Here is a 26,931-nt window from a genome sequence, read left to right as displayed (position 1 = left end):
TTAATCATTTACTACTCGTCCTAGGCGTAATACTTTTGAGCTCATTGTAATGCCTGACAGTGTTAATCTGTCGGGTGAGACTTCAAAACGTATTTTCCCTCCGGATAAAAAGAAACGAATATGTCCACCTTGTTGAATAAAGTTGTCAGTTTCACCGACGATCATCACATCTGAAAGGTGTTTGTCATTCAATTGCTGCCAAGACTCTAGAGTATCAGCGGTGATAAATAAAATATCGCACAGAGTAAGATCTGATTCTGTAAGAATGACCTCGATATTTTTAATTGGCAGCTTATTAACTTTCCTGCCACTTAGCACGGTTCGTGATGTATTAATAAAGCTGCTATCAGGGCTACACAGTGTAAACGAGGTTGCGGTATTTGAGTGGTTATTCCATTCACCGTAGCGAGCAAAGTTAAATAAAAAGCCTGCTTTAAGTGCATATTCTTTTTCAATAGCACTCGCGCTCTGGCTTATTATAAGCAAAAGTGTGAATAATAAGCCGAACAGTAGGTGTTTAATCGTTAGCATCTAATTAGTTAGAACTTCGCCGTAATTTTAAAGGTAACAGTTTCGTCGATGTAATTTGGGCGAGTGTATGTTTCACCATAATTACCATATTCAAGATGTGAGCCCGCAAACAGGTTTTTACCCATAATAGCGAAGGACCAGTTAGGATGAAAAGTCCAGTTCCAAGTTAAATCTAATGCGGTATAATTTTCTGTTCCGTAGGCATCACTATTTTCAACTCTGAGTGACGCAAAAATATTATGCTGCTCAAGAAAATGTATATCAGCTTTAGTGAAGAGTTGACGACTCGTTGAGTCAAAGCCGAAGGCTGGAAAGGTATTGTCCACTAAGTCGTACTTAAAGGTGTTGTAGCTATAACCTAATTCGGCTGAAAAACTATCAAAAGGTTGCCAAGTTAAAATAATATCACCACCTTCAGTCGTGAGCTGTGCATTTGATACTAAGTCGAAGTTAATAGATGTGGTAGTTAAGGTTTGTAAGGCCGAATCAATCTGCCCTGCCTGTAACATTGCAAACACAGGGATGAACTGATCAACGTTGGCATCTATTTCGAGTACAGCCACGTCATCGGTGTCAGTGTGATAAAGCGATAAGTCGAGTGCCCATGTCGCATCAGATAAACGATAGCCCATTTCATAAGAGACTGATTTTTCTGATTTTACGTCATTATTACCGTTTAAGTAAGTTCGGATGTAATATTGATCAATTTCTGCAATTCCAGTGGTAATAGGTGAAACCTCTTCAACTCTTAAACCATCAATGATGAATTTATCGTTAAACAGAAGTAACGAGGGCACCATTACACTTTTTGATGCCGATAGCCATACAACTTGGTTATTGTGTGGTTTCCACACTAACTTTGCTAAAGGTTGGCTTTCCCAGCCTGTTAAATCGTTATGGTCAACTTTAACACCCATAATGAAGTCTAATTTGTCAGCTAGTAGGTTATATTGAATTTGCGCTAATGTGCCGTACTGCTCAAGGTTGTCAAAACCACCGCCACTTTGTATAAAAGTGCTTTGTGCAAACGAAATAGAGTTGTAACGATAATTAAGCCCCCAATCAAACTGCAAGTCTTGATACAAAAAGTTGATTTGGTAATCAAGATCAAATGATTCGAACTTTTCTTGAATATGTGTTTGATTGCCACTTTGTTTTAACCAAGATGTTTGTAGCATTTGGTTAGCAAAAGGCGAAATTCGATTTTCTAACCGAGCCATAATGCGCGAATCGGTGCGATCTACAGTGCCAACAAATGAGATATTTCGGTTACTACTATCAACAACACCATTATAGTTTTGCCCTAATGTTGACTGAGTGACATCAGCTTGAATAAGACCTGACCATTGATCGTTCGGGGTGAAGTCAAACCGTGCTCCTGCCGATTGTTGCTCGGAAAAATCAGCTGGTGCTATTCTTCTCCCTTTGTCTGACGCTTGCGCATCTTTAGCGTGTCCATACACTCTGAAACTGCCGTTATTACCGATATCGCTACCATATCGAAGATTGGTATCGATATTTAGTTGGCTACCGCTACTAACATCTGCATGTACGCCTCTCGTATCGATACTGTTTTTGGTAATAATATTAATCACGCCATTGGTGGCATTGCTACCCCACAGCAGTCCACCTTGACCTCGTATAATTTCGATACGTTCAATATCGTATAATGGCACATTTAACGTTTCCCAATAAACGGCAGCAAACTCTGGGGTATACAAACTTTGGCCGTCGATCATGACCAGTAATTTACTGGAAAATCGTGAGGCTACGCCACGAGAAGAAATCGCCCATTGATTATTATCAAGTTGTCTAACGGCTAATCCTGGAACCATTTTAAGGGCTTCTGGTACAGACGTTACACCTGAACGAGTGATTTGTTCTTTGGTTAACACATATATAGATGAGGCAGTTTCAAAGGCTGATTGGGTTCTTTTCATCGCGGAAGTCACTTGTACATCCATCGCCATCAATGAATCTAAATCTAAGTCTAGATTGCTTAGGGATTCTTCTGCAGCAACATAAGGCGAGATTAACATAAATAAGTACAAGCATTTTTGTGATAACTTCAAACCAATGTCCTTGAAACCAGTGATGATCTATTTTAATCGCGCTACTTTAACACACGCTGTTAACTAAATGTCACTCTATTGGTTTCAATTTGTGGGCTAATTAACCTTATGTTAACTAAGGCGTTGTTATTTTAACCGAGATGTTTGTCTGTTTATGTTGGAATGAATGAAATGATTATTTATAGACTCAAAAGGTAAGCTGTTTTATTACACATTAGTAGGGCATCTGAAGATGCATAAAGACGATAGCGCATTTTAACGGTAGACTATACATTATAGAGACAGCTTTCGAGGTCATGAGATCACATGGTAGAACTGCAGCAAAATAATCCACTTCATGGTTTAAAATCAGAAACGATGATATCTGAGTTGGTGGCGTTTTATGATTGGAAAATTTTATACGCGGCCTTGCGTTTAGAATGCTTTAATACCAATCCTAATTTGGACGCTTGTGTTAAGTTCCTTAAAAAGACGGAATGGGCGAGGGAACGTGTTGAAAATTTCTATTTGTATCGTTTCAAGCGTATGCCAAAAGGTAACTCAGCTCAGTTCGAGTTAAAACCTCGTGAGCGTGGCTTTGCTGATGGTATTTTACCGCGTAAGCCGCAACCTTTAACGGTTGAGTTAGTTGCCGAGTTGAAAGCCAAAGCAACCGCGGATTATGAACAGATGAAACATAATCAAAGTCGTTCATATGCATCTTCGTCATCATCTTCATATTCTTCGTCAAGTCGTTCAAATGACAGTGATGCCGCAACACAGCGCAATAATAAAAATAAGCCGCAACCTACGTTTGATCCAAACAATCCGTGGAATAAATAACCATTAGATAGATGTTATATAAAAGTATTCGCAACCTAACGATAAGCATATTATCGTTAGGTTGCGTTTTTTATGGGAAATCGAAAGTTATATTTTTCATTTAACTACATAGGGTTAATTGTTTTTATGAGGTTTTTTCGAATATTTTTATCAAGGAGTAGACACCCGAGAGAATGATTGCTTAAATAGCAATGCATGTCTTTGTTGTATTTAAGCGCTGCACATTCGCTTCAAGGTCGTTGGGATTACTTTGAGCGCGCAGCTAACTTAAATTGAGGCATAAAGGATTAAATACCTCACCCAGTGTGCTTAGCATTGGGATACAACAAGGATAATAATAATGAAATTGAATAAAATTTTGCTCGCTATCGGCATGGTATCTAGTGTCGCTCTTGTCGGTTGCGATGATGACACTCAATATGGCAAAACACCTCAGGTAACCCCTGAACCTGAAGTGACTCCTCTACTGCAAGCCTTTGCTCCAAATGGCACATTAAAAGCGCAAATCCGCAGAACGAAGTACGGTGTGCCACATATCACCGCAGATAATTTGGAAAGCCTTGGTTTCGGTAACGGTTATGCTCAAGCACAGGATAATTTATGTGTAATGGCCGATGGATTTATTAAAGCTAATTCGCAGCGGTCAATGTATTTTGGCCCCCATGCGTCGATTGATTTTGCTACCGGCCTCCCTACCAGTGAGGATAACGGCAATTTAATCTCTGATTTTGCTTACAAAGCATTAAAAATTAGACAACTTGCAGAAAACCAATACCCTCAGTTTAGTTATAATTCGCGTGCTTTAATGGAAGGTTTTAGTGCCGGTTATAATCAATATCTTGCCGATGTAGAAGCCGGAGCTCAAACGGGTGAACCATTTTGTGCAGGTCAGCCATGGGTTAAACCTATTGATGGTGTCGATGTAGCAAGTTATCTCTTCTCCATCGCATTATTACCCGGTGCAGCCAACTTTTTAGATTTGATATTCTATGCTAATCCCGGCGAAGCAGAAGAGTATTTACCTCGCATAGTTGGCCCCGCACCTTCTGCAGCACAAACTACATTTATACGCGACATGAACAACACCTTAATTGCACGGGCTGCAAACATAACCACTCCCGAAACAAATCCTCGAAACTTGGGCTCTAATGGCTGGGGATTGGGGAAAGATAAAACTGAAAACGGTAAAGGCATGGTGTTAGGCAACCCGCATTTTCCACACACAGGTAACTTACGTTTTTGGCAGTCACATTTAACCATACCAGGACAAATGGATGTGATGGGTGGCTCGTTAGTGGGTATGCCTGGGTTGGTTAACATTGGTTTTAACAAAGATGTTGCTTGGACACATACCTTTTCAACAGCAGAACACTTTGTGATGTATAACCTAGAGCTAGTTGCCGGTGATAGATTGCAATATATGTATGATGGTTCGGCATTGTCGATCACTAAAGAAACGATTTCAGTATTAGTCAATGCAGGGGCTGCAGGCATGTTGGTGGCAGAAAAAGACATTTACACCACAGCTAAAGGTCCTATGGTTGAAGCGCCACCAGCATTGGCGCCGTTTGGATGGGACGATGGCCAAGCTTTCTTTATTCAAGATGCTAACATGGCCAATAAAGATCCCATTGATCATTGGTTAGCTATGAACCTCGCATCCAATAAAGAGGAGTTTCAGCAAGCATTTAAAAATTATGATGGCGTGATTTTTAACAACACTATGTACGCAGATAAAGAAGGTAATGCGTTTTATATTGATGATTCTACCGTTCCAGGATTTTCTGATTTAGTCGTCAATATCATTAAAACCACACCAGAAATTCAGGCCGCTAGAACACAAGCAGGCTTTACTATTCTGCCGGGTAATAACTCGTTATTCAGTTATGATTCACCGATGCCTTATGAACGCGCACCCAAACTTGAACGCAGTGACTTTGTGCAAAACTCAAATAACTCATTTTGGTCGACTAACTTATCTGAACCACTTGAAAACTACTCTCCTTTATATGGTCCAGAGCGAGGTCAATTATCGTTACGTACTCGTATGGGATTAACCTTAATGGATGATGCAGCGGGTGATGACGGTAAATTTAATATTGAAGAACTAGAGGCTGCTTTATTATCTAACCGTGCTTATCTTGCTGAATTAATATTAACTGACTTAATCAGTCAATGTGAGCAACAAGGTTCTACGCCAGTGATGGTGAGTGATACTTTGTCTAAAGATGTATCGGCATCATGTGCAGCGCTAACAGCGTGGAACGGTAAGCAAGATAATGACAGCAAGGGCGGAGCGTTAGTTCGTGAGTTTGCACATCAATTTGATCAAAGTACCATGCTAACCGAAGCATTTGATTATATGAGCGCAGCAACCACGCCGAGTAAACTCAATACTGATGGCAGTGCATTAATTGCTTTAGCTCATGCGGCATTGAATCTTGAAGCGGCAGGCTTTGCTGTTGATGCGGCGTTAGGGGATGTACAATTTGTAGAGAAATCACTCCCAGATGGTACTGCCTCAGGGGTTAAATTACCTTGGCCTGGCAGCCACAATGCAGAAGGTGGCTTTAACGTGTACTCGACCAGTTTATCCGGTGATGACACCTTAATTCCTCAACACATGTATAGCCCTGTTATGGATGTTGTAACAGGCAATGCCGCTGCATCAGGATTAACTGCAGAAGGTTATCAAGTGCGTTATGGTTCAAGTTGGATGATGACCGTAAGCTTTACTGATGATGGTCCTAAGGCAAAGGGTATTTTAACATATTCCGAGTCTAGCAATGTGTTAAGCCCAAGCTTCTCCGATCAAAGTGAATTGTATTCTTCGGCCAAACAATTAAGGCCATTGTTATTTACTGAAGCGGAAATTCAAGCATCTGTTGAATCTACTCTCGAGTTAACCTTGCAAAGATAGACGATAGAACAACATTGTGTTGACTCATGAAACCTCATCGATACTTGTCGGTGAGGTTTTATTATTTTGGATAAGCGAATAAGCGACAATTAGTTTTATTCACTTCGAGAATAGAGAGTATGTTTCGCTGATGTTGATCATATGGATGTGACACTACGCTCTAGTTCGTGTCATTCAATACGGCATAATAACCCTTACTATTTATGTGGGTAGTTGTGAATTTACATGCGGTAGGTGGGCTGTGATGATTTATTTATAAAATATTATGCTGCGTTAATATCCATAATAAAACTGCGTATTATCGAAGTTGAGGGGTAAGCTATTAACAGGATTATAGTTTATCGACAAAGTGAGTATATATGCATAACAAATTATTAATAGCAATCCCTACTTTGGTATAAGACCCCGTAGCTTGACCTCAAAAGCTATCTGAAACACACTCAACATATAAATATATTTCTATAAAAAATGGATGATAATAATATGCTGATTTTCTTCATTTGCATCGGGGTGCTAGTGCTCGGGTTCAAGTTTTACAGCCCGTTCGTTGAGCGACAAGCGGGTATCGACCCTAATATAAAAACCCCACAAACACGATTTAATGATGGCGTTGACTATGTACCAGTTCATCCGGTTAAAGCATTCTTAATTCAATTTCTTAATATTGCGGGTGTAGGACCGATATTTGGGCCAATTTTAGGTGCGCTTTATGGTCCTATTGCGTTGGTTTGGATTGTTCTTGGTAATGTACTTGGTGGCGCGGTTCACGATTACTTCTCTGGTGTAATGAGTATCAAGGAAGACGGCAAAAGCTTACCCGAAATTGCTGGAAAGTATTTCAACATCTACTTTAAAGGTGCCATGTTGGTGTTTACTGCCATGTTACTTTTCTTCGTTGGTGTTGTATTTATTATGAGCCCAGCAGGGCTGCTAAGTAACTTAGATTATTTTAAAGACACTTTTTTAAGTAACAATACTTTTTGGGTATTAGTCATTTTAGGTTATTACTTCCTCGCGACTTTGTTACCGATTGATAAGATCATTACCAAATTGTATCCATTATTTGGTTTATTAATGATTGTAATGACAACATCAATTGCTGTTGCGTTACTTATCCATGCTCCGCAATTACCGACAGTAGACGGTATCTTTGCTTACTTCGATCACAGTCACTATAACAATGATTTATTGGAACCTAATCCAAGTGGTTTACCAGTATGGCCATTGTTGTTTATTACTATTACTTGTGGTGCGATAAGCGGATTTCATTCAACTCAAGCACCTATTATGGCGCGTTGTTTAACTAACGAAAAATACGTTCGTCCAGTGTACTACGGTGCAATGGTTGCCGAAGGTATTGTTGCATGTGTCTGGGCTACTGCGGGTATCGCGGCTTTCCCAGGTGGTTATATCGAACTTAAAAGTATTCTCGATATAGGCGGTCCTGGTATGGTGGTTAACCAAGTAGCTACCACTTACTTAGGTGCTGCTGGTGGTATTATGGCTATTATCGCTGTTGCGGTTTTCCCGATAACTTCTGGTGATACAGCATTTAGAGCATTACGTTTAACCATTATTGATGCGTTTAAGATCCCTCAAAGCATTCGAAACCGTTTATTCGTTGCCATTCCTATTCTGATTATTGCTTATTTTATGACTAAGATTGATTTCACTCTAATCTGGCGTTATTTTGCATTCTCAAATATGTTGCTATCTACCAGCGTATTGTGGCTCGCGACCAAGTATTTATTTGATCGTGGTACTTTCCATTGGATTGTGAGTATACCCGCCACTATTGGTACTTGTGTGACAGTGTCATACATCATGACCGCAGGTATTGGTTTTGGTTTACCACAAGAGTTGAGTCAGCCAGTGGGTATTGCGGTAGGTATTATATGTCTTATTGCGCTGATTATTGCGCACAATAAACGTAAAGTCGCACCCGTTCTTTAATTCGTTACAGTGTTAATAGAAAAAGGGCTGCATTGTGCAGCCCTTTTTATTGTTCATATAAAGATAAAGATTAACAGGCCCTAGTGACCTACGCGATCTAATTTTTGTATTAGTTCCATCTTTATATCTTGAGGTGTTTGGCTGTGCCAGTAACCGCTTACATAGGCAAATAACGGCACCATAAACATAAGAGTAAACAATAAAATCATTAAGCCTCTGGCAGAAAGTTTAATGCCATTACGAGTACTAAATTGTAGCGCCTCTTTTTTAGGACAAGCTGACACACAACGCATACACGCTTGGCACTCGTCTGAGTGGATATTTTTTTGAGTATGAACCGATATATTTGCTGGGCAAGCTCGAGTACATTTATCGCAACTCATCCCCTTAGTTTCAATTAAACAATGGTGTGTATCACGGCGAATTTTAAAAGGACTAAAAAAGCTCACTATGCCTAACATTGCACCATAAGGGCAAATGTAACGACAAAAACCTTGGCGGCGCCATGCTGCTAACGCAAAAATAATGCTAAAGCCAATCAAAGCAATCAATGATGGCATCATAAAAAATACTGCCATTTTTAAGTCAGCTACCTTGTGGTAGTTGCCTGTCAAGTAATTGGGAAGACTTGCCGTTGGCATTGAAACGACCAAATAAACCAGTGCAGCTAATAATAAGTATTTAACCATTCTGAGAGGCCAGTCAATCCAAGCTGGTGGCAAAAGTTCGGCAGGAATAAAACGTTTTCTGAGTTTAAATAAATATTCGCCAGCTAAGCCTAATGGACAAGCCCAGCCACAAAAAGCTCGTTTGCAAATTAGTCCTGTTAATAGCACAACACACAGCATAACCACGGCAGCAGGATGATTTTGATCCCATAAGCCTAAAGTTAAAATAGCTTTAAGTTCAATACCGCCAGCAATGGGTAAAAAAGCATCACCAATATCAGGTCGCATTAACCAAGGGGTTTCTCCGGCATACAGCATTCCTGCATTAATGGCATATTGCACGCCAACCAACAACATGGAAAGAGCAAAAAAATGTTGGCAAATCTCGCGTATTCTATTGGGTCTACCTTCTGCATTAGCAAAAGCGGGTTGGTATTGACCGAGTGCAGTAACAACTAATACTGCGCCAAGCAATATGAGTAATAGTGGCCAGAAAAAGCTAGCAATAGTCGCGCCGAGCAATAATGCCCCGCTAACCAATGCGCCCCATTTTTTGCCCCCCCAGTATAGTAGGCTGGTGCTATATACTAAGGCTAGCATTAAGGTGATTGATTCAATTGTACTCATAGAGGATACCTATATTGTTTTATTTCCTGCCAACAATGATAAAAGTTCTACTTTAGGGCTAATGTGAGAGGCATCACCAAAGCCAATAACTGATTTCTAAATATATGATCTATATTGATTTGTTTGATTTATGTAAACATTGTTAAGTAATGTGTTATTTAGCACTTTCAATTTATTGTCATTAACTTGTCTTATTTTAGGGTTAGGTTATTAAGATCATTTTTGTGACCGTAAAAAGTGGCTAATGGCTAAGTTTTCATTTGAGCATTCGTTCGAGATAGATAAGTTAAAGCGCTTAATTGCCCAGCATCAACACCAATTTAGGCATCAGTCGTTGGCGGATTTGTATTATCGAGGTGAAAAACTATCGGTAACCGCCATTGAACTAGGGCAGCAGCAACAACCTTGCCCTACAGTATTGTTTGTCGGTGGTGTTCACGGGGTTGAGCGCATTGGTGCACAAGTGGTGTTAGCTTTTTTAGACAGCTTAGTTAATCGACTTCCTTGGGATACTCATTTACAGCAATTACTTAAATATGTTCGTTTAGCCTTTGTGCCGGTGGCCAATCCGGCGGGCTTTTTACGAGGTAGTCGTGGTAATGCTAATAACGTTGATTTAATGCGTAATGCCCCCATTGATTCAGATGAAGAGGTCACTTTTCTGGTGGGTGGGCAGCGACTATCATCACGCTTACCTTGGTATCGTGGTCAAAATGGTATGGAGCTCGAAACCCAAGCCTTAGTGAAGTATGTGCAACAACTACAACACCAAAGTACCAGTGTGATTGCGTTAGATGCTCATTCTGGTTTTGGTTTACGAGACCATCTATGGTTTCCTCATGCGCATACTCGGCAACCATTTGCGGGTATAGGCTATATTTACCATTTAATGCAACTGTTCGAAAAAGGTTATCCTCATCATGGCCATTATCGGTTAGCGCCACAAAGTCATTTTTATCGTACCCATGGTGATATTTGGGATTATTTGGTGGCGAGTGATATTAGCCATAAACCATTTATTCCGTTAACGTTAGAAATGGGTTCGTGGGCTTGGGTGCGTAAAAATCCACGTCAGTTATTTAATTTCCCTGGGTATTTTAATCCGCAAAAAAACCATCGCCATCAGCGGATTTTACGTCGTCACGTGGTGTTAATGCAGTTCTTGATTGATGCAGCGTATGCGCAAATTATTGAACAGGTTAAACCGACTCAGCTGACCCAATTGACCCAACAAGCCAATCGATTTTGGACACCACGAGGATAAAAAATGACCACTTGGGTGTTACTGCGAGGATTAATGCGTGATAGCCGTCATTGGTATGGTTTTGATCGGCTTATACAGCAGCAGGGTATTAATCTTATTTGTGTCGATTTACCCGGTAATGGGCGTTTAGCGCAGCAGGCAAGTCCGTTGTCGATAGACCAGTATTGTGATTCCGTGTGGCAACAAATAGATGCAGCAATGCTTGAGTCTCCAGAGTTAAATTCACCGCTAATGCTGGTGGGGTTGTCAATGGGTGGAATGTTGGCGCTGCAAATGGCTGCTCATCGACCGCAAAGTGTTAAGCAAGTGGTGGTCATTAATAGCAGCGCAGCAAATATTTCAACTTGGTATCGACGTTTTCAGCTTGCGCCCTTATTAGTGTGTAGTGTAAAAGCGCTATGGGGGGCAATGGGTGATCTAATGTCAGATTTACGCGGTAATAATCCGCACAAATCACATGTGCATATTATTGAATCTATTGTATTAAAGTATACCAGCCGTAATCAATGCAACAATATTGAAGTATTACAAGCGTGGAGTGTGATGAGGCAGCAACAACATACCTCGTTCAGTAGTGGTTTACGTCAACTTTATGCTTGTGCGGGTTTTAATTGCCCGATATTGCCGAGAATTGCGGTGAGTGTCATAGTGGCAAATCAAGATCAACTCGCTCACCCCAAATGCAGTGATAATTTAGCAGTTTTTTATCAAACTCAACTACATAAAATCGACAACTGTGGTCATGATGCGAGTCTTGACCAACCTAAAGAACTATTAGAATTGTTACAACAGATTGCCAAAACCTAAGCGTAAATCTTCAAACTTGCTTGTTGATATTAAACTCAAAAAACTAAGCTTTACTCTGTATGGACGGAGCAATACGAACGATGTTGGCTAGCCACTATTATGTCTGTAAGCACGGTTTTTCATAGCAGCGATTTCGCTTAAAATCTGTTGACAATAATAAACGGTTTCTTCAACTTGCATGGTTAAACTGGCTTGGCGAGTGGTGTAATGCTAGCCATGAATTTAGCTGTCATTTTGTCAGTTTTAGTAAACTATAATGAAATGAGATCATAAGCAATTGAGCTGGTCAAAATCTCTCTGGAATTGCTCGAATAAAGTTCTCAATCAGCTCAGTGCCTACTGTAACTTTCTATATAATGAGCGAGTACTAATGCCTGCCAAAGCTGCGGCTTTGTCTTTATCGCCATTAACACACTCTAAAAGACGTTGTAAATATCTTTGTTCATTGCTTTTCAAATCAATCATATACTTTGAATTATTTTCTATTTTGCGATCAATTTCAAGACAGGATTTAATCACATTTTCATCAATAATTTGTGTGTTTGCTAGCACTAGTGCACGGGAGAGTATATTGCGCAGTTCTCGGATATTACCTTTAAAATCATGATTTTTTAATAAACTTATTGCAGAATCAGTTACCGAGTATCGTCCACTGTCATCTATTCGCTGCAGAATCGCGGTGGTTAAAAGTGCTATATCATCTTTACGGTTATTTAAAGAGGGGATATGAATAGGGAATACATTAATACGATAGTATAAGTCTCTTCTGAATTCCCCACGCTCTACCATTGAAAAAATATCTTGGTGAGTCGCGCAAATAAGTCTGAAATCTGATCGCTTGGTTTCTCTGCTGCCCACTGACCGATAAGTGCCGGTTTCAATTAAACGTAATAGCTTTATTTGTAGTTCATAAGGTACATCACCAATTTCATCTAAAAACAATGTACCTCCATTGGCCACTTCAACTAGGCCGTGTTTATTGTATGTTGCGCCAGTAAAAGCTCCTTTTATATGGCCAAATAATTCACTTTCAAATAAGGTTTCAGTGAGGCCTGAACATTCCAGTATCACCATTGGCTGAGTTTTACGATGACTTGCGAGATGAATAGCTGAAGCTGCTATTTCTTTACCTGTACCTGTGTCTCCCACTAATAATACCGATGCTTCTGTTGGTGCCACTCGGGTAATATTTTCGACTAATTGGTTAAAAGCAGGACTGGCACCGACCATTTCATTATTGCCAATTTTGGGTTTTGCCAGGGTGACTGACTTTAACAATTCGACAAAGAATTTGATCTCCCCTTTGTCGTCTAAAATAGGCAATATTTCGATGTCTACATGCTCTTTACCTCGGGGAGAGTGATGAATATGTAAAACACGTTCTTTTCTCCGAGAAATACTTGCGGCATATAATGGACAGGCCTCTCCAGCTTGGTCACAGGGGACCTCATTATTATGTGACACCTTGTAACAATAAGCTGGTTGTCCCTGATCTATTGCCCCAAAATTTTCAATATAGCGTTGATTACTTGCAAGTATCTGATATTTGGGTGTGACTAAAATGGCGGGGCAATCATAAGCATTTAGCATAGTAGCAAAATCATTATTGATATCGTTAAGGTTGATTTGCATAACTGACTCCATTTTTGTCAACATAATTGTCATTTATGACAATTATGTTAGCAAAAATTAAAACAATTAATTTCAATCAAACACATAAAGTTGATATTTATCAGTATTAATCAACATTTATCAGTATTAATCAACATTTATCAGTGCATACATAATTATGGCGCGGTCATTGCTGTATATAAAGTATCCAATTTATTTGGAGTGATGGTGATAGGAATTTAGCAATAAGATTTTTCATTGAATAATGACAATAAGGAAATTTTATTATGAAATTTAAAAAGCTACTCTACTGTATGGCCGCCGCTTATTTATCTACAACTGCATTTTCAATTGCTTTAGCCAGTGACGCACAAGCTTTATCGCCTCATGATGAAGGTGGAGTGCTAACTGAAGACTTAGCTTCAAAAGGCAAAATAAAAAGACTGCCTAATGGTGATTTAGTCAGTGCATATGCTTATGGTAATAGTCAGAATAAGACGGTTTATGACCTGAAGGCGCAAAAAGAGCGCCCTGCTCAGGATATTTTTATTCGGGTATCAAAAGATGATGGTGCGACTTGGAGTGAGCAAGTCAATATTTCTGATACGGCACGTAGAACATCGAAACAAAGCTACTGGGAAACGGATGTTAATGGAGATGTTTCTCTCGGTGATTTTTATGGCGATTCAGGGAAACCAAACATTTTTGCTGCTGGTGGTTATGTTGCTGTTACATGGGATGATAAATATTGTCCTGCAGTAGATGTCGATGTGACTAACCTTGATGATGATATCCCTGATTATAATTACCATCAAGGCGCTGCTACCTATCTTGATCGTGAAGGAAGGCAACTGCCTTTTAGTTGTACTTACATTGCCTATACTAAAAACCCTAGTGCTGTAGATGCTGATAATAATCCCACTGGAGGTACGTGGAAGCGTGAACAATTAAGCTTTGGTGAACGTGATGCCAAACAAAATACACCGCGTGCAACCAGTTATAGTGATGGTACAAAAGTCGCGTGGAATGTTGTTTGGCAGGAAGACCCAGAAGGTTTAAAAACCGGCACAGCAGATGGCCCAGGAGATGGTGCCAGTGGTGCTAATGTCAATAAAGGTACAGATATTTGGTATACCTATATTGAAGATATGAAGGCTCCCGCACTTGCAGATATTTCGTTTGCTGCCAATGTTTCTCGTGTTACCAATAACTTCAAAAAGTTCAAAAAACGTGAAGGTGATGATGTTGTTACAGAATTAACGGGTTATCTTGATCCGATTTGTGCGGCCACACCTGAATGTTTAGATACTCAACCATTATTGGTCGAAACAGGTAAAGAAGGCGCATCACGCGCAAACTTAGGTATGGTACAAGTGTCTGGGGATAAACCTGTCACTGTTATTGCCTATGAAGAAACTAAAGGCGGTGGTGAAGGTGTCGATTTTGGTAAGGTGGTGCGTTATCACCGTTTTACTTTCGACAATCCACCAGCAAGTTATATTAATGTTGCATTTAGTTCCGGTTTGCAAAAAGGTGGCAGTTCAACAGGTAATTCTAAAAACCAGAACCAGCCAGGTGCTAAGGGCAATTTCACTGCTAGTGACACTCCTAATACCAGTTCTGATCCACAAAGCGAATATCCAGATACAGAGGGCGTTGTTAGCGACGTTTACCAGTCACCAGATTGGGAAGACCCATCTCGTATTGGTTGTGTGATTAGTAATCCAGCAGAAAATGCTCGACGGGTACGTTTCTTCGGTAATCAGGCCGCTGGTATGGATGAGAGTATTAATCAAAGCGGTACCAAGTTCATGTTTTTCTGGAAAGAGGGAGCGTATGACCAAGGTGGCCCTTCTGACATCGTAGGGCGTATTGGTAAGGTCGGTACAGAAGCGGTGAATACAGGCTTGACTCCAGTTGATTTAATACCCGCTGTCGATACCAATTTTACTACGTTTACCCGTTATGTACTGACATCTACAGGTTCAGTGGTGTATCCCGACGGAGTCGGTGGTTATGTAAATGGTTTGGGTAATACCGTCGTTGTTGCAGAAGGGGATGCAGTATTAGATGTAACCTATGAGGAAGCGGGTGGTTGTAATTATTATTTGACTGATGATGATCGAGACCACGTACCTCCAATCACACTATCTGATCGTATTAGCAATTCAGGAGCAATGAACCTAAGTACTAATTCTCTCGGTGAGGTCACTAGTGATGATACAACCAAGACTATTGCAGCCTTAACTATCACAACAGAGAATAATAATCTCGAAGATGCACGTGCACATCGTGGTGCCATCAACGGTGATACCATCTTGTTTGGTTACAGTTACACATCAGACTGGGCATTGGCGAAGTACACTACCGAAAATAACTATAACTTCTTTACTCGTCGTAGTTATGACGGTGGACATACTTGGACTGGTACCCAAAATATGACTAATTATCTACCTGAAGCTGAGGTTGATATTAAAGAGCCTCGCATTGTGGGTGCACCAAACAGCACTTCTGCCTGTGATCCTGTTAATGCGCCTGAAGGTGCAAATTGTCAAGATCCTAACGCCTTTATATTAGCGTGGGGTTCTGTCAAAAATACCTATGCTCATATCGAAGCTGGTGCAGAACTTGATGTTTTTGTGACTAAAACTAGAGATGGTGGTAGAACCTATGAGCCACTAAAATTGTTATCTGCTAATGTTGGTGTTCCTTTAGATCCTGAGGGCGAGCCAGATTTTGAATCACAACTCATAATGAAGCCTAACGGTGACAATTTGTATGCAGTATGGATGGAAACGTCAACTGATGCTGGTGGCTATGAAGATACTGTGGTTCGCTATCGTGCAGAAGCAGATCTCGACGACGCAGGAGCGCCAATCACTGTACTTGAAGATGGCACCGAAATTTATAATTTAACTCGACCTATTACAGTCGATCAAGGAAGTGTGTCAGGTATTGTTGTTTCAACAACAACAGCAACGGGTACTGAGTATACTTATCCCATGCAGCAATTTAGCTATAACGTAACTGGCTTAGAGGTTGGTAGCACTATATCCGTGACTATTAATTTTGGCGGCACTGTACCAGAAGATGCTGTTTTACTTAAAGTAAACGCTGACGGCAGTACGGTTGAGGTTGAGTCTGCTGATTGGGAGCTAATCGGCGATAATTTAGTGCAAGTCAGTATCACTGATGGCGGATACCTTGATGAAGATGGTGCAGAGGATGGCGCAATCATCGATCCTGTTACTGTTGGTGTTCCTGTTGCAACTGTAGAACCAACGCCAGTTTCAACAAGTAGCAGTGGCGGTAGTTTAGGACTAATTGAATTGTTGATTGGTCTTGGGTTATTAGCCCGCAGAAGAGTTAAAGTAACTAGAAAATAGTACTATTTTTCAACGTTAAAAAAGCCCCGTCTAATTGATTGGGGCTTTTTTTTGCAATAATTAACCTTCCAGATTTTGCCAAAGCCATGTTTGATGAAGCCGAAAGCGCTAAGCATGTTAATCAACGTATTAGCGTTGCTTACTAAGTGATATTTGGTGGGTGATTAATCTAAACAGGCCTAAATGGCCTGCTTTTTTTATGCTTTATCCGGTGCATAGGTGGTTATATCGATTAGGTAAACAATGGTTGAATTTGTTTTAGGCCATAGCCGTTACTCGGTAAGATTTGAGTGCATTTTATTCAAAAATTATATTGGGTTATCAGTTACAGGCTATGTGATTTGAGTCTGTTTTAAAACGTTTCTGGCTATTAAGGTATGGCCTGCGGCCATATTCAACAAATAACCACTTTATGTATTATCCCATTGATGGCAAAACTCAATAAAACATTTCAACAGCGGGCTATGATATTTGTCATTGTGGATCACTAACCAAAACGGTCGCTGCATTTTGATGTTATCACCCTTGATATGAGAATCGAGCTGAGTGACACGTCCATCGCTTACAGCATATTGAGCCGCTAGCGTCGATAAACACCCTAAACCAATTCCCGCAGCCACACTATTAATTAACGCTTCAGTAGTATTAAGCTCAAACACTTCATGCCAAGTCTCGATATGGGGTGCAAGGGCGCGCAAAAAGAACTCTCGCGATCCCGAACCTGCCTCTCGCAGTATCCAGTCACTCGGTGATAAATCGGTAATGTGCGGTTTTTTAATATGACAAAAAGGGTGTTCTGGAGCGACAATAATGCACATGTTGTCATGGCTGAATGGTGTTGCGATAAGATCCGGGTGAGGCGTGTTCCCCTCAATTAAGCCAATGTCTAACTCGTAATCACGCAGCTTTTGGCAGATTAGCCGCGAATTTGAAATAAACACACTTTGAGAAAAATGTTGATGCTGGTGGCGAAACTGACTCAATAACCCGGGTACAACATGATTACCTATAGTGTCACTGGCGCCAATTTTTAATTGTCCTGCAAAAGCTTGCTCTGCATCAAATAATTGATTGATATTATTTGCTCTACTTAGCAGCTCATCAGCAAGTGGTAATAGCTTGTGTCCTTCTTGATTAAGCACTAAACGATTATTGACTCGATCAAACAACGGATGGCCGAGTTGTTTTTCTAATTCTGCTAATGCCATACTCACCGCCGCTTTAGACAAGTAGATAGCTTGAGCTGCAGCCGTTAAGGTGTTGTGTTGAGTAATACTCATAAACACATTGAGTTGTTTAAGTGAAATATTCATCTTATTTAGCGGACTCTGTTGATGAGAGATGTATTGTCGTTGTAATGTTCAGTTTTTCTGAACGGCTGTTTCATATAATTGGATATTTATAAACAAACAGCAAGCGTAAAATCACTTTATTCGCTTGTCGATTGGTTTGAGGATGTAATGATTCGAGCAGTAAAACAAACAGTAATGATAGCGCCGACACCAATGGCAGGCCTTGCGTTAGGGATTGCCAGTTTAGGTTGGAGTTGGGAATATCTGGTCGATTTCCACCATTATGGTCAGTGGGTAAGTGCAGCCGTTGCCAGTGTATTATTGTTGTTATTAGCGGTTAAATTTTTATTTCATACCCATTTATTGCGTCAAGATGTTGCGCATCCAGTGGTTGGCAGTGTGGTACCCACGTTTGCCATGGCGTTAATGGTGGTGTCTAATTCCTTCGGTTATGCTTCAGCATTAGCTGGAGACTTAATGTGGTCATTTGCGGTGTTGCTGCACATCAGTTTTTTGGTTGGCTTTATTTATCATCGTAGCAAACAGTTTTCCTTGCATCATATGGTGCCGAGTTGGTTTATTCCGCCTATTGGTATTGTAGTGGCCGATGTGTCATTTTCAGGTAATGCTCATCTTATGTGGGTTGCTTATGCGGCGCTTATGTTTGGTATGTTAAGTTATGCAGTGATGTTACCCATAATGATTTATCGGCTTATTTTTGCCGAAGCCATTCCCGATGCGGCAAAACCGACCTTAGCGGTTTTAGCGGCGCCAGCCAGTTTATCATTGGCGGGTTACCTAACCATTACCCAGCATCCGTCACCGGTTATTGTTGGGCTTTTATTTGGTATAGGGGTGTTGATGACCGCGATTATTTACCTGTCGTTTTTTAAGTTATTACGCTTACCTTTTAGCCCCGGCTATGCTGCATTTACGTTTCCGATGGTAATAGGAGCAACAGCATTATTTAAAATGACCGTATGGATGGAAGGTATTGGCGTTGAACCTGAATATATTCAGCAAATTCATTTGCTGGCCGAACTAGAATTGCTTATTGCGACAGTGGTGGTGACATATGTTTGTCTACGATATGTGTCTTTTTATCAACCGAATAAAGTATCGATCATGGATATTTAAATATGACCCCAGCAATTGAAACAGCCAAAAAACATAAAATAGATTTTGAAGTACATGAATATCATCATGATGCTCATTGTGAGTCTTATGGATTAGAGGCGGCACAAAAACTGGGGTTACCTGCACAACAAGTGTTTAAAACCTTAGTGGTGAGTGTAGATAATCATTCGCTAGTGGTTGGTATAGTGCCTGTGTCGTCTATGCTCAGTATGAAGTCAATTGCTAAAGCCGCAGGGGCTAAAAAAGCGCACATGGCAGATGCATTAGCGGTGGAGCGTTCAAGTGGTTATGTGCTTGGCGGTGTTAGTCCGTTAGGGCAAAAAAAGCGTTTGCTCACGGTTATTGATGCCTCGGCGCAACAGTATCAACGGATTTACGTTAGCGCCGGCAAAAGAGGCGTAGACATTTCCCTCAATCCTATGGATTTACAACGCATACTCAATGCTAAATTTGCTGATATTTGCGCCCAAAGCTAAGTGTTGTTGATAACCCAATAGCATCGCTAAGCTAATCAAAATAAGCTAACCAAACTAGGTTAACCGCCGAATTAGCCATCTAAGCCCATCAAATAAGCCCAGCAAATAAGTTCACCATCTAAGTTTAAGAGTAACAATCCATCTTTAGTTATTTATTTTGGCTTTAAATTCAGCTTGGGTTTGCTGATTGGCTTTTTGATACCAGTAATCTAACATCCGGCTCACTTCTGCTTGTGTTATATCGTCGGTTTTTTTAAGTGGTTTTGCTGCGGTATTATTAACGGCTTGCTCACCTTTAACGGTCGCAGCAGGCATCATTGATGGGGTCATTACAACCGCGCCCGGTTCGGTGTTTGAAACTGTACTTAGTTTGGTGTTAGTGGCCATCGCTGCGATGGCTCCAGAGGTATTGTATAGCGTCATTTCTTGTTCAAAATCGCGACCAATTTGTAAGCCAGCTTTCATCAATTTATCTTGTGTAAACGCAACTTTATCGCCAGCCTGATTGGTTAAGGTTATTGCAGGATGAGCATTAAATTGATTGGCGCGTGAGGTTGAGTTGATGGTTGGTAGCGCTACAGTGTAGGTTTGCTCGCTAGCAGTAAAGCGCAAGATAATGACGTCAGAGGTAAAGTGATTCTGGCTACCATTATCGCGATAACGGGCTTGATAGCGAAAGGCAATTTGCTGGATAGCATCAGGTGTCGTTAAGTCGAGCTTTACGCTAGATTGTTGTGAGGCTTTACCATTCACTAATACAGTTTCGGTATTGTTGGGCAGTTGCAAACGGGCCGCCACACAAACTTGGCTAACATTAAAACAAACACTACAAAAAAGTAACCCAATGATGATGTTACGCATGGTATGACGTCCCTTTAAGTTGATTTGGTGGCAGCGAATGCTGGACGGTAATGCTCTGGCAATTCAAAGGTTTTTACGCTGTTACTTAACGGGCAAGTAAAACGAAAAACGCATGATGTCAGCGCGAGATCGGGTGAGTGATCGTTACCATTGCCATGTAAACGATCGCCCACGACAGGATGACCAAGACTCGCCATATGAATCCGAATTTGATGCTTACGGCCAGTGTCTATTTTTACCTGTACTTTTGATTGATTTAGCGCTGGATGATAAGCAAGCCTAGTGGCATGCGACAGTGCGGGTTTATTATCGACAGGACTGTCAATGCTAATGGGTTGACTAGAAAACTCGCCTTCAACAATCACCTGATAATGTTTTTCAAATTCACTGGTTTCAAATAGTTTGGCAATGGCCGCGGTGGTTTTTTTACTGTGGCCCAGTATCAATAAGCCAGTCGCTGCACGATCAAGCCGATGGATAATAAAGGCATTGCGTTGCGGTTGTATATGCAACTCTGCGTAGCGATTAATAGTGGTGTGATCACTCCACTTTGAACCTTGGCAGCGCATACCATAGGGTTTGTACCAAATACTGTATTCACCTTGATCAAATAACAGCTCTGCCGGTGCAACTTGTTCATCTAAAATATACTGGTTGAAATATAGATGCAGCTTATCGCCAGATTGTAAGGGCTTTTTGGCGCGACGAATGCGGTTGGTTTGTTTACCGTGGCTGTGCCAAATAGCACCTTTTTGCATGGCATCTTTTAATACTTGTTTCCCTAAACCACTGGCTTGCGCCAATAAGCCTATGGCATCAGTACTGTGCTCAGTAATATCAATATGGTATTCGGTTTTATCAGCCATCATTTAGTTAACTCTAGCAACGCAGTCTGTAAGCAGTAAATAACGCCAAATGGTACCTTATTTATCGGTTGAATGTTGATTAGTTAATGAAACTTTCTCTTCTGTTGGCTATCTATGTATCATCTGTCGTAAAGTTGTTTTAGCATAATGCGATAAAGCACCGTATCAATTGGAGTAGGTAAATTGGAACATATCGTTTGGGATCTTGATCCTGTGTTGATTTCGTTTATGGGATTAAAAGTACATTGGTATGGAGCCTTGTTTGCGTTAGCCATAGCGACGGGTTTTCAGGTGATGAAACGTATTTATACAAAAGAAGGCTTAGATGTTGAGTCGCTGGATAATCTATTAATTTATTGCGTTGTCGGCATTATTGTTGGTGCTCGTTTAGCCCATTGTATTTTTTATGATCCAGGGTATTACTTCTCTCATCCAATGAAGATTTTTGCGATTTGGGAAGGCGGATTAGCCAGCCATGGTGGGGGCTTAGGTGCCATATTGGCCTTGTATTATTACCAGCGTAAAGTGAAGTTACCGTTTTTGTTTCTGCTTGATCGTTTAGCAATCGCCACTGCGATTTTTGGCTTTTTTGTTCGTTTAGCCAACTTTGCTAACTCTGAGATTTTAGGCGAACCAACAACGCTGCCATGGGGCATTATTTTCAAGCGGATTGATATGCTTCCACGCCACCCAGCACAGTTGTATGAGTCGTTTGCGTATCTATTAATATTTATTGGCTTATACGCCATTTATAAATACACCAATATGAAGCAAAAGCACGGCGCTATTTTTGGTTTGTTTTTAATCTTGGTATTTAGTGCTCGTATTGGTATTGAAACCGTAAAAGTGAGTCAAGCGGCTTACCATGAGTCGATTCTCAGTGCTGGTCAGTGGTTAAGTTTACCGTTTTTATTCACGGGTATTGTGTTGCTCATTATGGCTTACCGTAAACGCAGTTAATCGTTTTCTGATAAAAACTCGTACACAAAAAACGTCCTATGGCTGATGCGATAGGACGTTTTTTATGGCTGGTATTTAGCTTCAATTAATGCTTGGCAACATACATAAGCATGTTGTGAGTCGTTGAGCGGTAAACACGGTTATTCCACTAAACATACCGGGTGTAACTTTTCTGCTTTAACGGCACACACCTTATATTCTGGAATTTTTGCAATAGGATCCAATGCATTAATGGTCAGTTTATTGGCTGCGGCTTCGGCAAAGTGGAAGGGTAAAAATAGTACGCCTACCTGAGCACGTTTAGTCACAAAGGCGGCTATTTCAATGGTTCCTCTGCGGGTGCTGAGGATTAACATATCGCCATTACTCACACCTAACTTTTCTGCATCGTAAACCGAAATCATCACTCTAGGCGAGCCTTTAATATCAAGCTCTGGGGTTTTGCGGGTCATGGTGCCAGTATGGAACTGCTCTAATAAACGACCAGTAGACAATGTTAATGGGTACTCACTATCTGGCATTTCAGCAGGTAGACGATAACTCACTGGAATCATTCTGCCTTTGCCGCGCAAAAATGTCTCGGTATGTAAAATCGGGGTGCCAGGATGGTTTTCATCAAAGCATGGCCATTGTAAACCATCTACTTTGTGTTCAAGGCGTTGCCAAGTCAGACCTTGATATTGCGGGGTGACGTGATTAATTTCATCCCAAATGTCTTTGGTGCTGTGGTAATTCCAATTTGCGCCTAGGGTGTTGGCAATCATTTGAATGATTTTCCAATCTACAATTGCTTCACCCGGTGGTGTTAACGCCACACGTAATTGTTGCACTCGACGTTCGGTGTTAGTGAAATGGCCATCTTTTTCAGCAAAGGAGGTTGCGGGTAATACCACATGTGCCATCTGCGCGGTTTCGGTTAAAAAGATATCTTGCACGACCATAAATTTTATTTTGGACAGCGCGGCGACTACATGGGCTTGATCCGGATCGCTTAACACCGGGTTTTCCCCCAATATATACAAGGCATCGAGTTTGCCTTTAACAATCGCATGCATGATTTCAGTTGCGGCTAATCCTATCTCTGAATTTAGCGATGTGTTGCCCCAGGCTTTGGCAAATTTAGCGTTATTACTCGGATTGATTTTTTGGTAACCGGGATAATAATTGGGTAACGCGCCCATATCGCAAGCACCTTGAACATTACTTTGCCCGCGTAGTGGATTCAGTCCGGCGCCATTTACACCTATGTTGCCACACAGTAACTGTAAGTTAGAGGTGGACACTACATTGTCATAACCCGAGGTATGTTGGGTTATTCCCATGGCGTAATACAAGGCGGTTTTTGTTGCTGTGCCAATCATTTTTGCCATAGTGGCAATATCTTCGGCACTCACGCCAGTGATTAGCTCCGCATTGGCTAAGTTGTAATCGGGCTTCATCACTTCTTGCTTGAGCAATGCATAGTCTTCAACACGATTATTGATGTAATCGGCATCTTGCCAATCATTGATAATTATTTGCTGCATGATGGCATTAAGCAGCATGACATCTGTGCCAGGTCGATGAGAGACATAAAGGTTAGCGCTGTCTGCGATAGTGGTTTTCTTTGGGTCCGCGACAATTAAGCGTGCGCCGTGTTGGCTCACCGCGCGTTTGATATGTGAAGCAATAATAGGGTGGGCGCTGGTGGTGTCGGAGCCGATGATAAAAATCACATCTGAGTCTTTAATGCTGGGAATATCGTTAGTCATTGCGCCACCGCCAATGGTATCGGATAAGCCTGCTACCGTTGATGAATGACACAATCTTGCACAGTGATCTATGCTATTGGTACCCATAATGCTACGGGTGAATTTTTGCATTAAATAGTTTTCTTCATTGGTGCATTTAGCAGAAGATAATGCAGCAAACTTGCTCGGCCCAGCGGCATCTTTAATCGGTTGAAGTTGCTCGCTAATATAGCTAATGGCCTCGTTCCAACTGGCTGGTTGTAGCTGACCATTTTTACGAATTAATGGCGTTGTAAGGCGTTTAGGACTATTCAAAAAGTCAAAACCAGAGCGCCCTTTCACACACAGCATGCCTTCATTGACCAAGGAGTGAGTATCACCAGTAACTCGCATAACGTGATTGGTTTGCTGGTCGACATGCAGTTCAACACGACAACCGACACCACAATATGTGCACACGGTAGAGGTTTTGGTTAACTCTCTGTCGGTGCCTTGGGTTTTATCTCGGGCATCAACCAAGGCGCCAGTAGGGCAGGCTTGAACACAGTTGCCACATTGTACGCAATCACTGTCATTCATCGACGCTGTGAAGCCAACACGAGGAGCATTGCGGATAATGCCTGCTGTTGTCGCATCGGGTAACGCTTGATAGCTATTGGGTTCAAAGCAGATAACATTATGGCCACTTTGTTGATGGCAGGCTTCAACGCAAGCCCCACAACTGATACAGCGATTGGCATCAAAAGTAATAAAAGGCGCACTATTATCGACTTTAAATTTACGCGCCTGAGTTTGATCCAGTGTTTTACCGTCAACTTTATATTCGGTGGCATAGTCACGCAACTTACAATCGGTATTGGCTTGGCAAGCACATTCTAAACAGCGCATGGCTTCTTTCATTGCTTCATCAGGAACAAACCCTAGCTCCACCTCGGCAAAATTAAGGGTTCGATTTAACTGACTTAATTCAGGCATTTTTAGTCGAGGACGTTTAGCTATCTCGGGGTATAAGTCAGGATATAGCTCAGCAGATAATGAGGCTGTTTTGTTGGCTTTTCGGGAGTTAAATAGTCCTTGTTCTAAATGACAGGTTAAGCCATCAGTTAATAATCCTTCAATGGCTTCAGCAGCTTTTCGACCATCTGCCACCGCACCAACTGCAGTCCCAGGGCCTGTGCGTGAATCACCAATAACAAATAGTTTTTCTATACCGGCAGACATGGTTTGTTCACAGCCAAGGAAAGTGTGCCAGCGGGTGAGGGCGAGGTGGCCTGTGTCTATTTGGTTTTCTGGCTGGTCTAAAAAGTCCAAATCGACTTGTTGAGACACCGCTGGAATAACAGTATCAAATGCTTCTTCAAAAGTTACGCCGGTCGCCTTGGGAGAACGTCTACCTGATGTATCAGGTTCACCCAACGCCATTTTAGCAAACGTGACGGATTTAACTCGGCCTTGACTATCGCTGTGGTTTTCAATTGGATTAGTAAGAAAGTGAAACTTAACCCCTTCCTCTTCTGCTTCATGTATTTCATAGGGTTCTGCTGGCATTTCATCACGGCTACGGCGATAGATTAAGGTGACATCAGCACCATCGCGTACAGCCGTTCGTGCGCAATCAATCGCAGTGTTACCACCACCAATAACGGCCACTTTTTTGCCGGTAATGAATTTTTTATCTGTGCAATAATCGCGTAAATAATCCACCCCTAAATAACAGCCTTGTAAATCGCTGCCTGGGTAATTCATGGGTACGGCTTTTTGCGCCCCAATTGCGAGGCACACCGCATCATAATTGGCCACCAATTCGGTTAAATTGGTATCACGACCTAACGCACATCCGGTTTTGATCTTAAGTCCGTTACGGGTGAGCAGCTCAATTTCTTTATCAAGAATATCTTTAGGTAAACGATACTCTGGAATACCGTAACGTAACCAGCCACCAGCTTTAGGGGCCGACTCCATAATGGTCACATCGTGACCATTATTAGAGAGATAATAACCGGTAGTGAGTCCGGCAGGGCCGCTACCGATAATAGCAATACGTTTATTAGTAGCAGGAGCTTTTGGCGGAACGTAAGATTCTAAATCCGCTAAATCTAAGTCTGCTGCATGACGTTTGAGTTGACGAATCGCCACGGGTTCATCTACCAGTCCACGGCGACACTCAGCTTCACAAAATGCTGGGCAAACACGGCCAATAGACAAGGGTAAAGGTAAGGTTTTTTTGATGACCTTTACCGCTTCTTTATAATCGCCTTTGCCAATATGATAAAGATACGATTGCACATCAACGCCAGCTGGACAGGCCGTTTGGCAGGGCGCTTCGCAATCGGCAAAGTGATCGCTGAGAATATTCTCAAGTGCCTCTTGACGAATTTTACTTAAATAGCTTGATTGGGTAATCACTTCTAAGCCGGTTTCTAGGGCTGTCTCGCAAGCACGAACACAGCGTAAGCTGCCATCATGATTTTTTATTTGTACTTGGCATAAATTACACTGCTGCTTGGCCTTACTGTGGGAAAAGTCACACAAGTTGGGAATATTAATACCGGCATCAGTGGCAGCTTTTAATAAGCTGTCCGCCTGGGGAAGCGATAGTGTTTTACCGTCGATAGTGATGTCGAACATTGCAAGGCCTTATATTTTTGATCTACTGGCTCAGTCTTCATATGTTGAAGAATGGAACGCGAATGACTTGATAAGTGCAACAGCGAAAACGGAGTATTTCTATCGTGGCGTTATCAGTAATGCAGATTAATATGGATAACCTTGGTATAAAATTAACCGCCACGCTCGATTTTTTAAGTTTAGTTGGGGTGGCGGAATTCATATGTGACCTAGATCATTTTTGTTGTGAATAAATGAAATTTACACACTAAACCCATAATTTTTATATGGTTATTACTGGTTTGAAGATGTGAGTTGTGTCACGGGATATGATGTTTTTT

17 protein-coding genes are annotated in these 26,931 nt (G+C 41.3%); 9 read left to right on the top strand and 8 right to left on the bottom strand.

All coding sequences use genetic code 11. The annotated features are described in order from the left end of the window. Together FH971_RS16110 and FH971_RS16105 are read right to left on the bottom strand one after the other, a co-directional pair. Positions 1-531, bottom strand: coding sequence for a YfiR family protein (locus tag FH971_RS16110; RefSeq protein ID WP_140234998.1), 531 nt, complete (start codon positions 529-531; stop codon positions 1-3). An 8-nt stretch (positions 532-539) separates the two neighbouring features. Then, on the bottom strand, positions 540-2,603 hold the full coding sequence (locus FH971_RS16105) for a TonB-dependent receptor plug domain-containing protein (protein WP_140234997.1): 2,064 nt from the start codon (positions 2,601-2,603) through the stop codon (positions 540-542). Positions 2,604-2,909: 306 nt separating this feature from the next. On the opposite strand from FH971_RS16105, the gene FH971_RS16100 reads away from it, so the two are divergent. The 3 genes from FH971_RS16100 (at position 2,910) to FH971_RS16090 (ending at position 8,298) form a co-directional block, all read left to right on the top strand. Next, complete coding sequence (locus FH971_RS16100; protein WP_137225842.1) at positions 2,910-3,425, top strand: VF530 family protein; 516 nt, start codon at positions 2,910-2,912, stop codon at positions 3,423-3,425. A 340-nt stretch (positions 3,426-3,765) separates the two neighbouring features. Next, positions 3,766-6,345: an acylase gene (locus tag FH971_RS16095; protein ID WP_140234996.1), complete on the top strand. Its 2,580-nt coding sequence runs from the start codon at positions 3,766-3,768 to the stop codon at positions 6,343-6,345. Positions 6,346-6,828: 483 nt separating this feature from the next. Continuing rightward, complete coding sequence (locus FH971_RS16090; protein ID WP_140234995.1) at positions 6,829-8,298, top strand: carbon starvation CstA family protein; 1,470 nt, start codon at positions 6,829-6,831, stop codon at positions 8,296-8,298. 80 nt (positions 8,299-8,378) lie between these two features. On the opposite strand, the gene FH971_RS16085 is transcribed toward FH971_RS16090, so the two are convergent. Then, a complete protein-coding gene (locus FH971_RS16085) occupies positions 8,379-9,593 on the bottom strand; it encodes a 4Fe-4S binding protein (RefSeq protein WP_137225846.1) in 1,215 nt (404 codons plus the stop codon). A gap of 244 nt (positions 9,594-9,837) precedes the next feature. Here FH971_RS16085 and FH971_RS16080 point away from each other — a divergent pair, with 244 nt between their 5' ends. Together FH971_RS16080 and FH971_RS16075 are read left to right on the top strand one after the other, a co-directional pair. Continuing rightward, on the top strand, positions 9,838-10,857 hold the full coding sequence (locus FH971_RS16080; RefSeq protein WP_140234994.1) for a DUF2817 domain-containing protein: 1,020 nt from the start codon (positions 9,838-9,840) through the stop codon (positions 10,855-10,857). A 3-nt stretch (positions 10,858-10,860) separates the two neighbouring features. Then, a complete protein-coding gene (locus FH971_RS16075) occupies positions 10,861-11,664 on the top strand; it encodes an alpha/beta fold hydrolase (protein WP_140234993.1) in 804 nt (267 codons plus the stop codon). 336 nt (positions 11,665-12,000) lie between these two features. Here the strand turns inward: FH971_RS16075 and FH971_RS16070 are convergent, their stop codons facing one another. Then, positions 12,001-13,296 (bottom strand): sigma-54 interaction domain-containing protein, encoded by a 1,296-nt coding sequence (locus FH971_RS16070; RefSeq protein ID WP_206194428.1) that lies wholly within the window; start codon positions 13,294-13,296, stop codon positions 12,001-12,003. 266 nt (positions 13,297-13,562) lie between these two features. Between FH971_RS16070 and FH971_RS16065 the strand changes: the two genes are divergently transcribed. Continuing rightward, positions 13,563-16,661, top strand: a complete 3,099-nt coding sequence (locus FH971_RS16065; RefSeq protein ID WP_140234991.1) for a choice-of-anchor O protein — start codon at positions 13,563-13,565, stop codon at positions 16,659-16,661. 410 nt (positions 16,662-17,071) lie between these two features. Here FH971_RS16065 and FH971_RS16055 read toward each other — a convergent pair whose 3' ends face one another. Beyond that, a complete protein-coding gene (locus tag FH971_RS16055) occupies positions 17,072-17,974 on the bottom strand; it encodes a LysR substrate-binding domain-containing protein (RefSeq protein ID WP_140234990.1) in 903 nt (300 codons plus the stop codon). A 147-nt stretch (positions 17,975-18,121) separates the two neighbouring features. Here FH971_RS16055 and FH971_RS16050 point away from each other — a divergent pair, with 147 nt between their 5' ends. Together FH971_RS16050 and ybaK are read left to right on the top strand one after the other, a co-directional pair. Continuing rightward, a complete protein-coding gene (locus FH971_RS16050; protein ID WP_140234989.1) occupies positions 18,122-19,090 on the top strand; it encodes a TDT family transporter in 969 nt (322 codons plus the stop codon). A 2-nt stretch (positions 19,091-19,092) separates the two neighbouring features. After that, positions 19,093-19,566, top strand: a complete 474-nt coding sequence (gene ybaK / locus FH971_RS16045; RefSeq protein WP_140234988.1) for a Cys-tRNA(Pro) deacylase — start codon at positions 19,093-19,095, stop codon at positions 19,564-19,566. A gap of 144 nt (positions 19,567-19,710) precedes the next feature. Here the strand turns inward: ybaK and FH971_RS16040 are convergent, their stop codons facing one another. Then, complete coding sequence (locus tag FH971_RS16040) at positions 19,711-20,427, bottom strand: DUF2057 domain-containing protein (RefSeq protein WP_140234987.1); 717 nt, start codon at positions 20,425-20,427, stop codon at positions 19,711-19,713. A gap of 14 nt (positions 20,428-20,441) precedes the next feature. Further along, the gene (locus tag FH971_RS16035) at positions 20,442-21,296 is read right to left on the bottom strand and encodes a pseudouridine synthase family protein (protein ID WP_140234986.1); all 855 of its coding nucleotides are present in this window, start codon (positions 21,294-21,296) and stop codon (positions 20,442-20,444) included. A gap of 180 nt (positions 21,297-21,476) precedes the next feature. Between FH971_RS16035 and lgt the strand changes: the two genes are divergently transcribed. Then, complete coding sequence (gene lgt / locus FH971_RS16030) at positions 21,477-22,253, top strand: prolipoprotein diacylglyceryl transferase (protein WP_137225879.1); 777 nt, start codon at positions 21,477-21,479, stop codon at positions 22,251-22,253. 140 nt (positions 22,254-22,393) lie between these two features. Here the strand turns inward: lgt and fdhF are convergent, their stop codons facing one another. Further along, positions 22,394-26,611, bottom strand: a complete 4,218-nt coding sequence (gene fdhF / locus FH971_RS16025; protein WP_140234985.1) for a formate dehydrogenase subunit alpha — start codon at positions 26,609-26,611, stop codon at positions 22,394-22,396. Positions 26,612-26,931: the final 320 nt, after the last annotated feature.

The sequence above is a fragment of the Shewanella polaris genome (genome assembly GCF_006385555.1).
GTDB classification, from domain to species: domain Bacteria; phylum Pseudomonadota; class Gammaproteobacteria; order Enterobacterales; family Shewanellaceae; genus Shewanella; species Shewanella polaris.
This window is presented reverse-complemented; position numbering and strand designations above follow the sequence as displayed.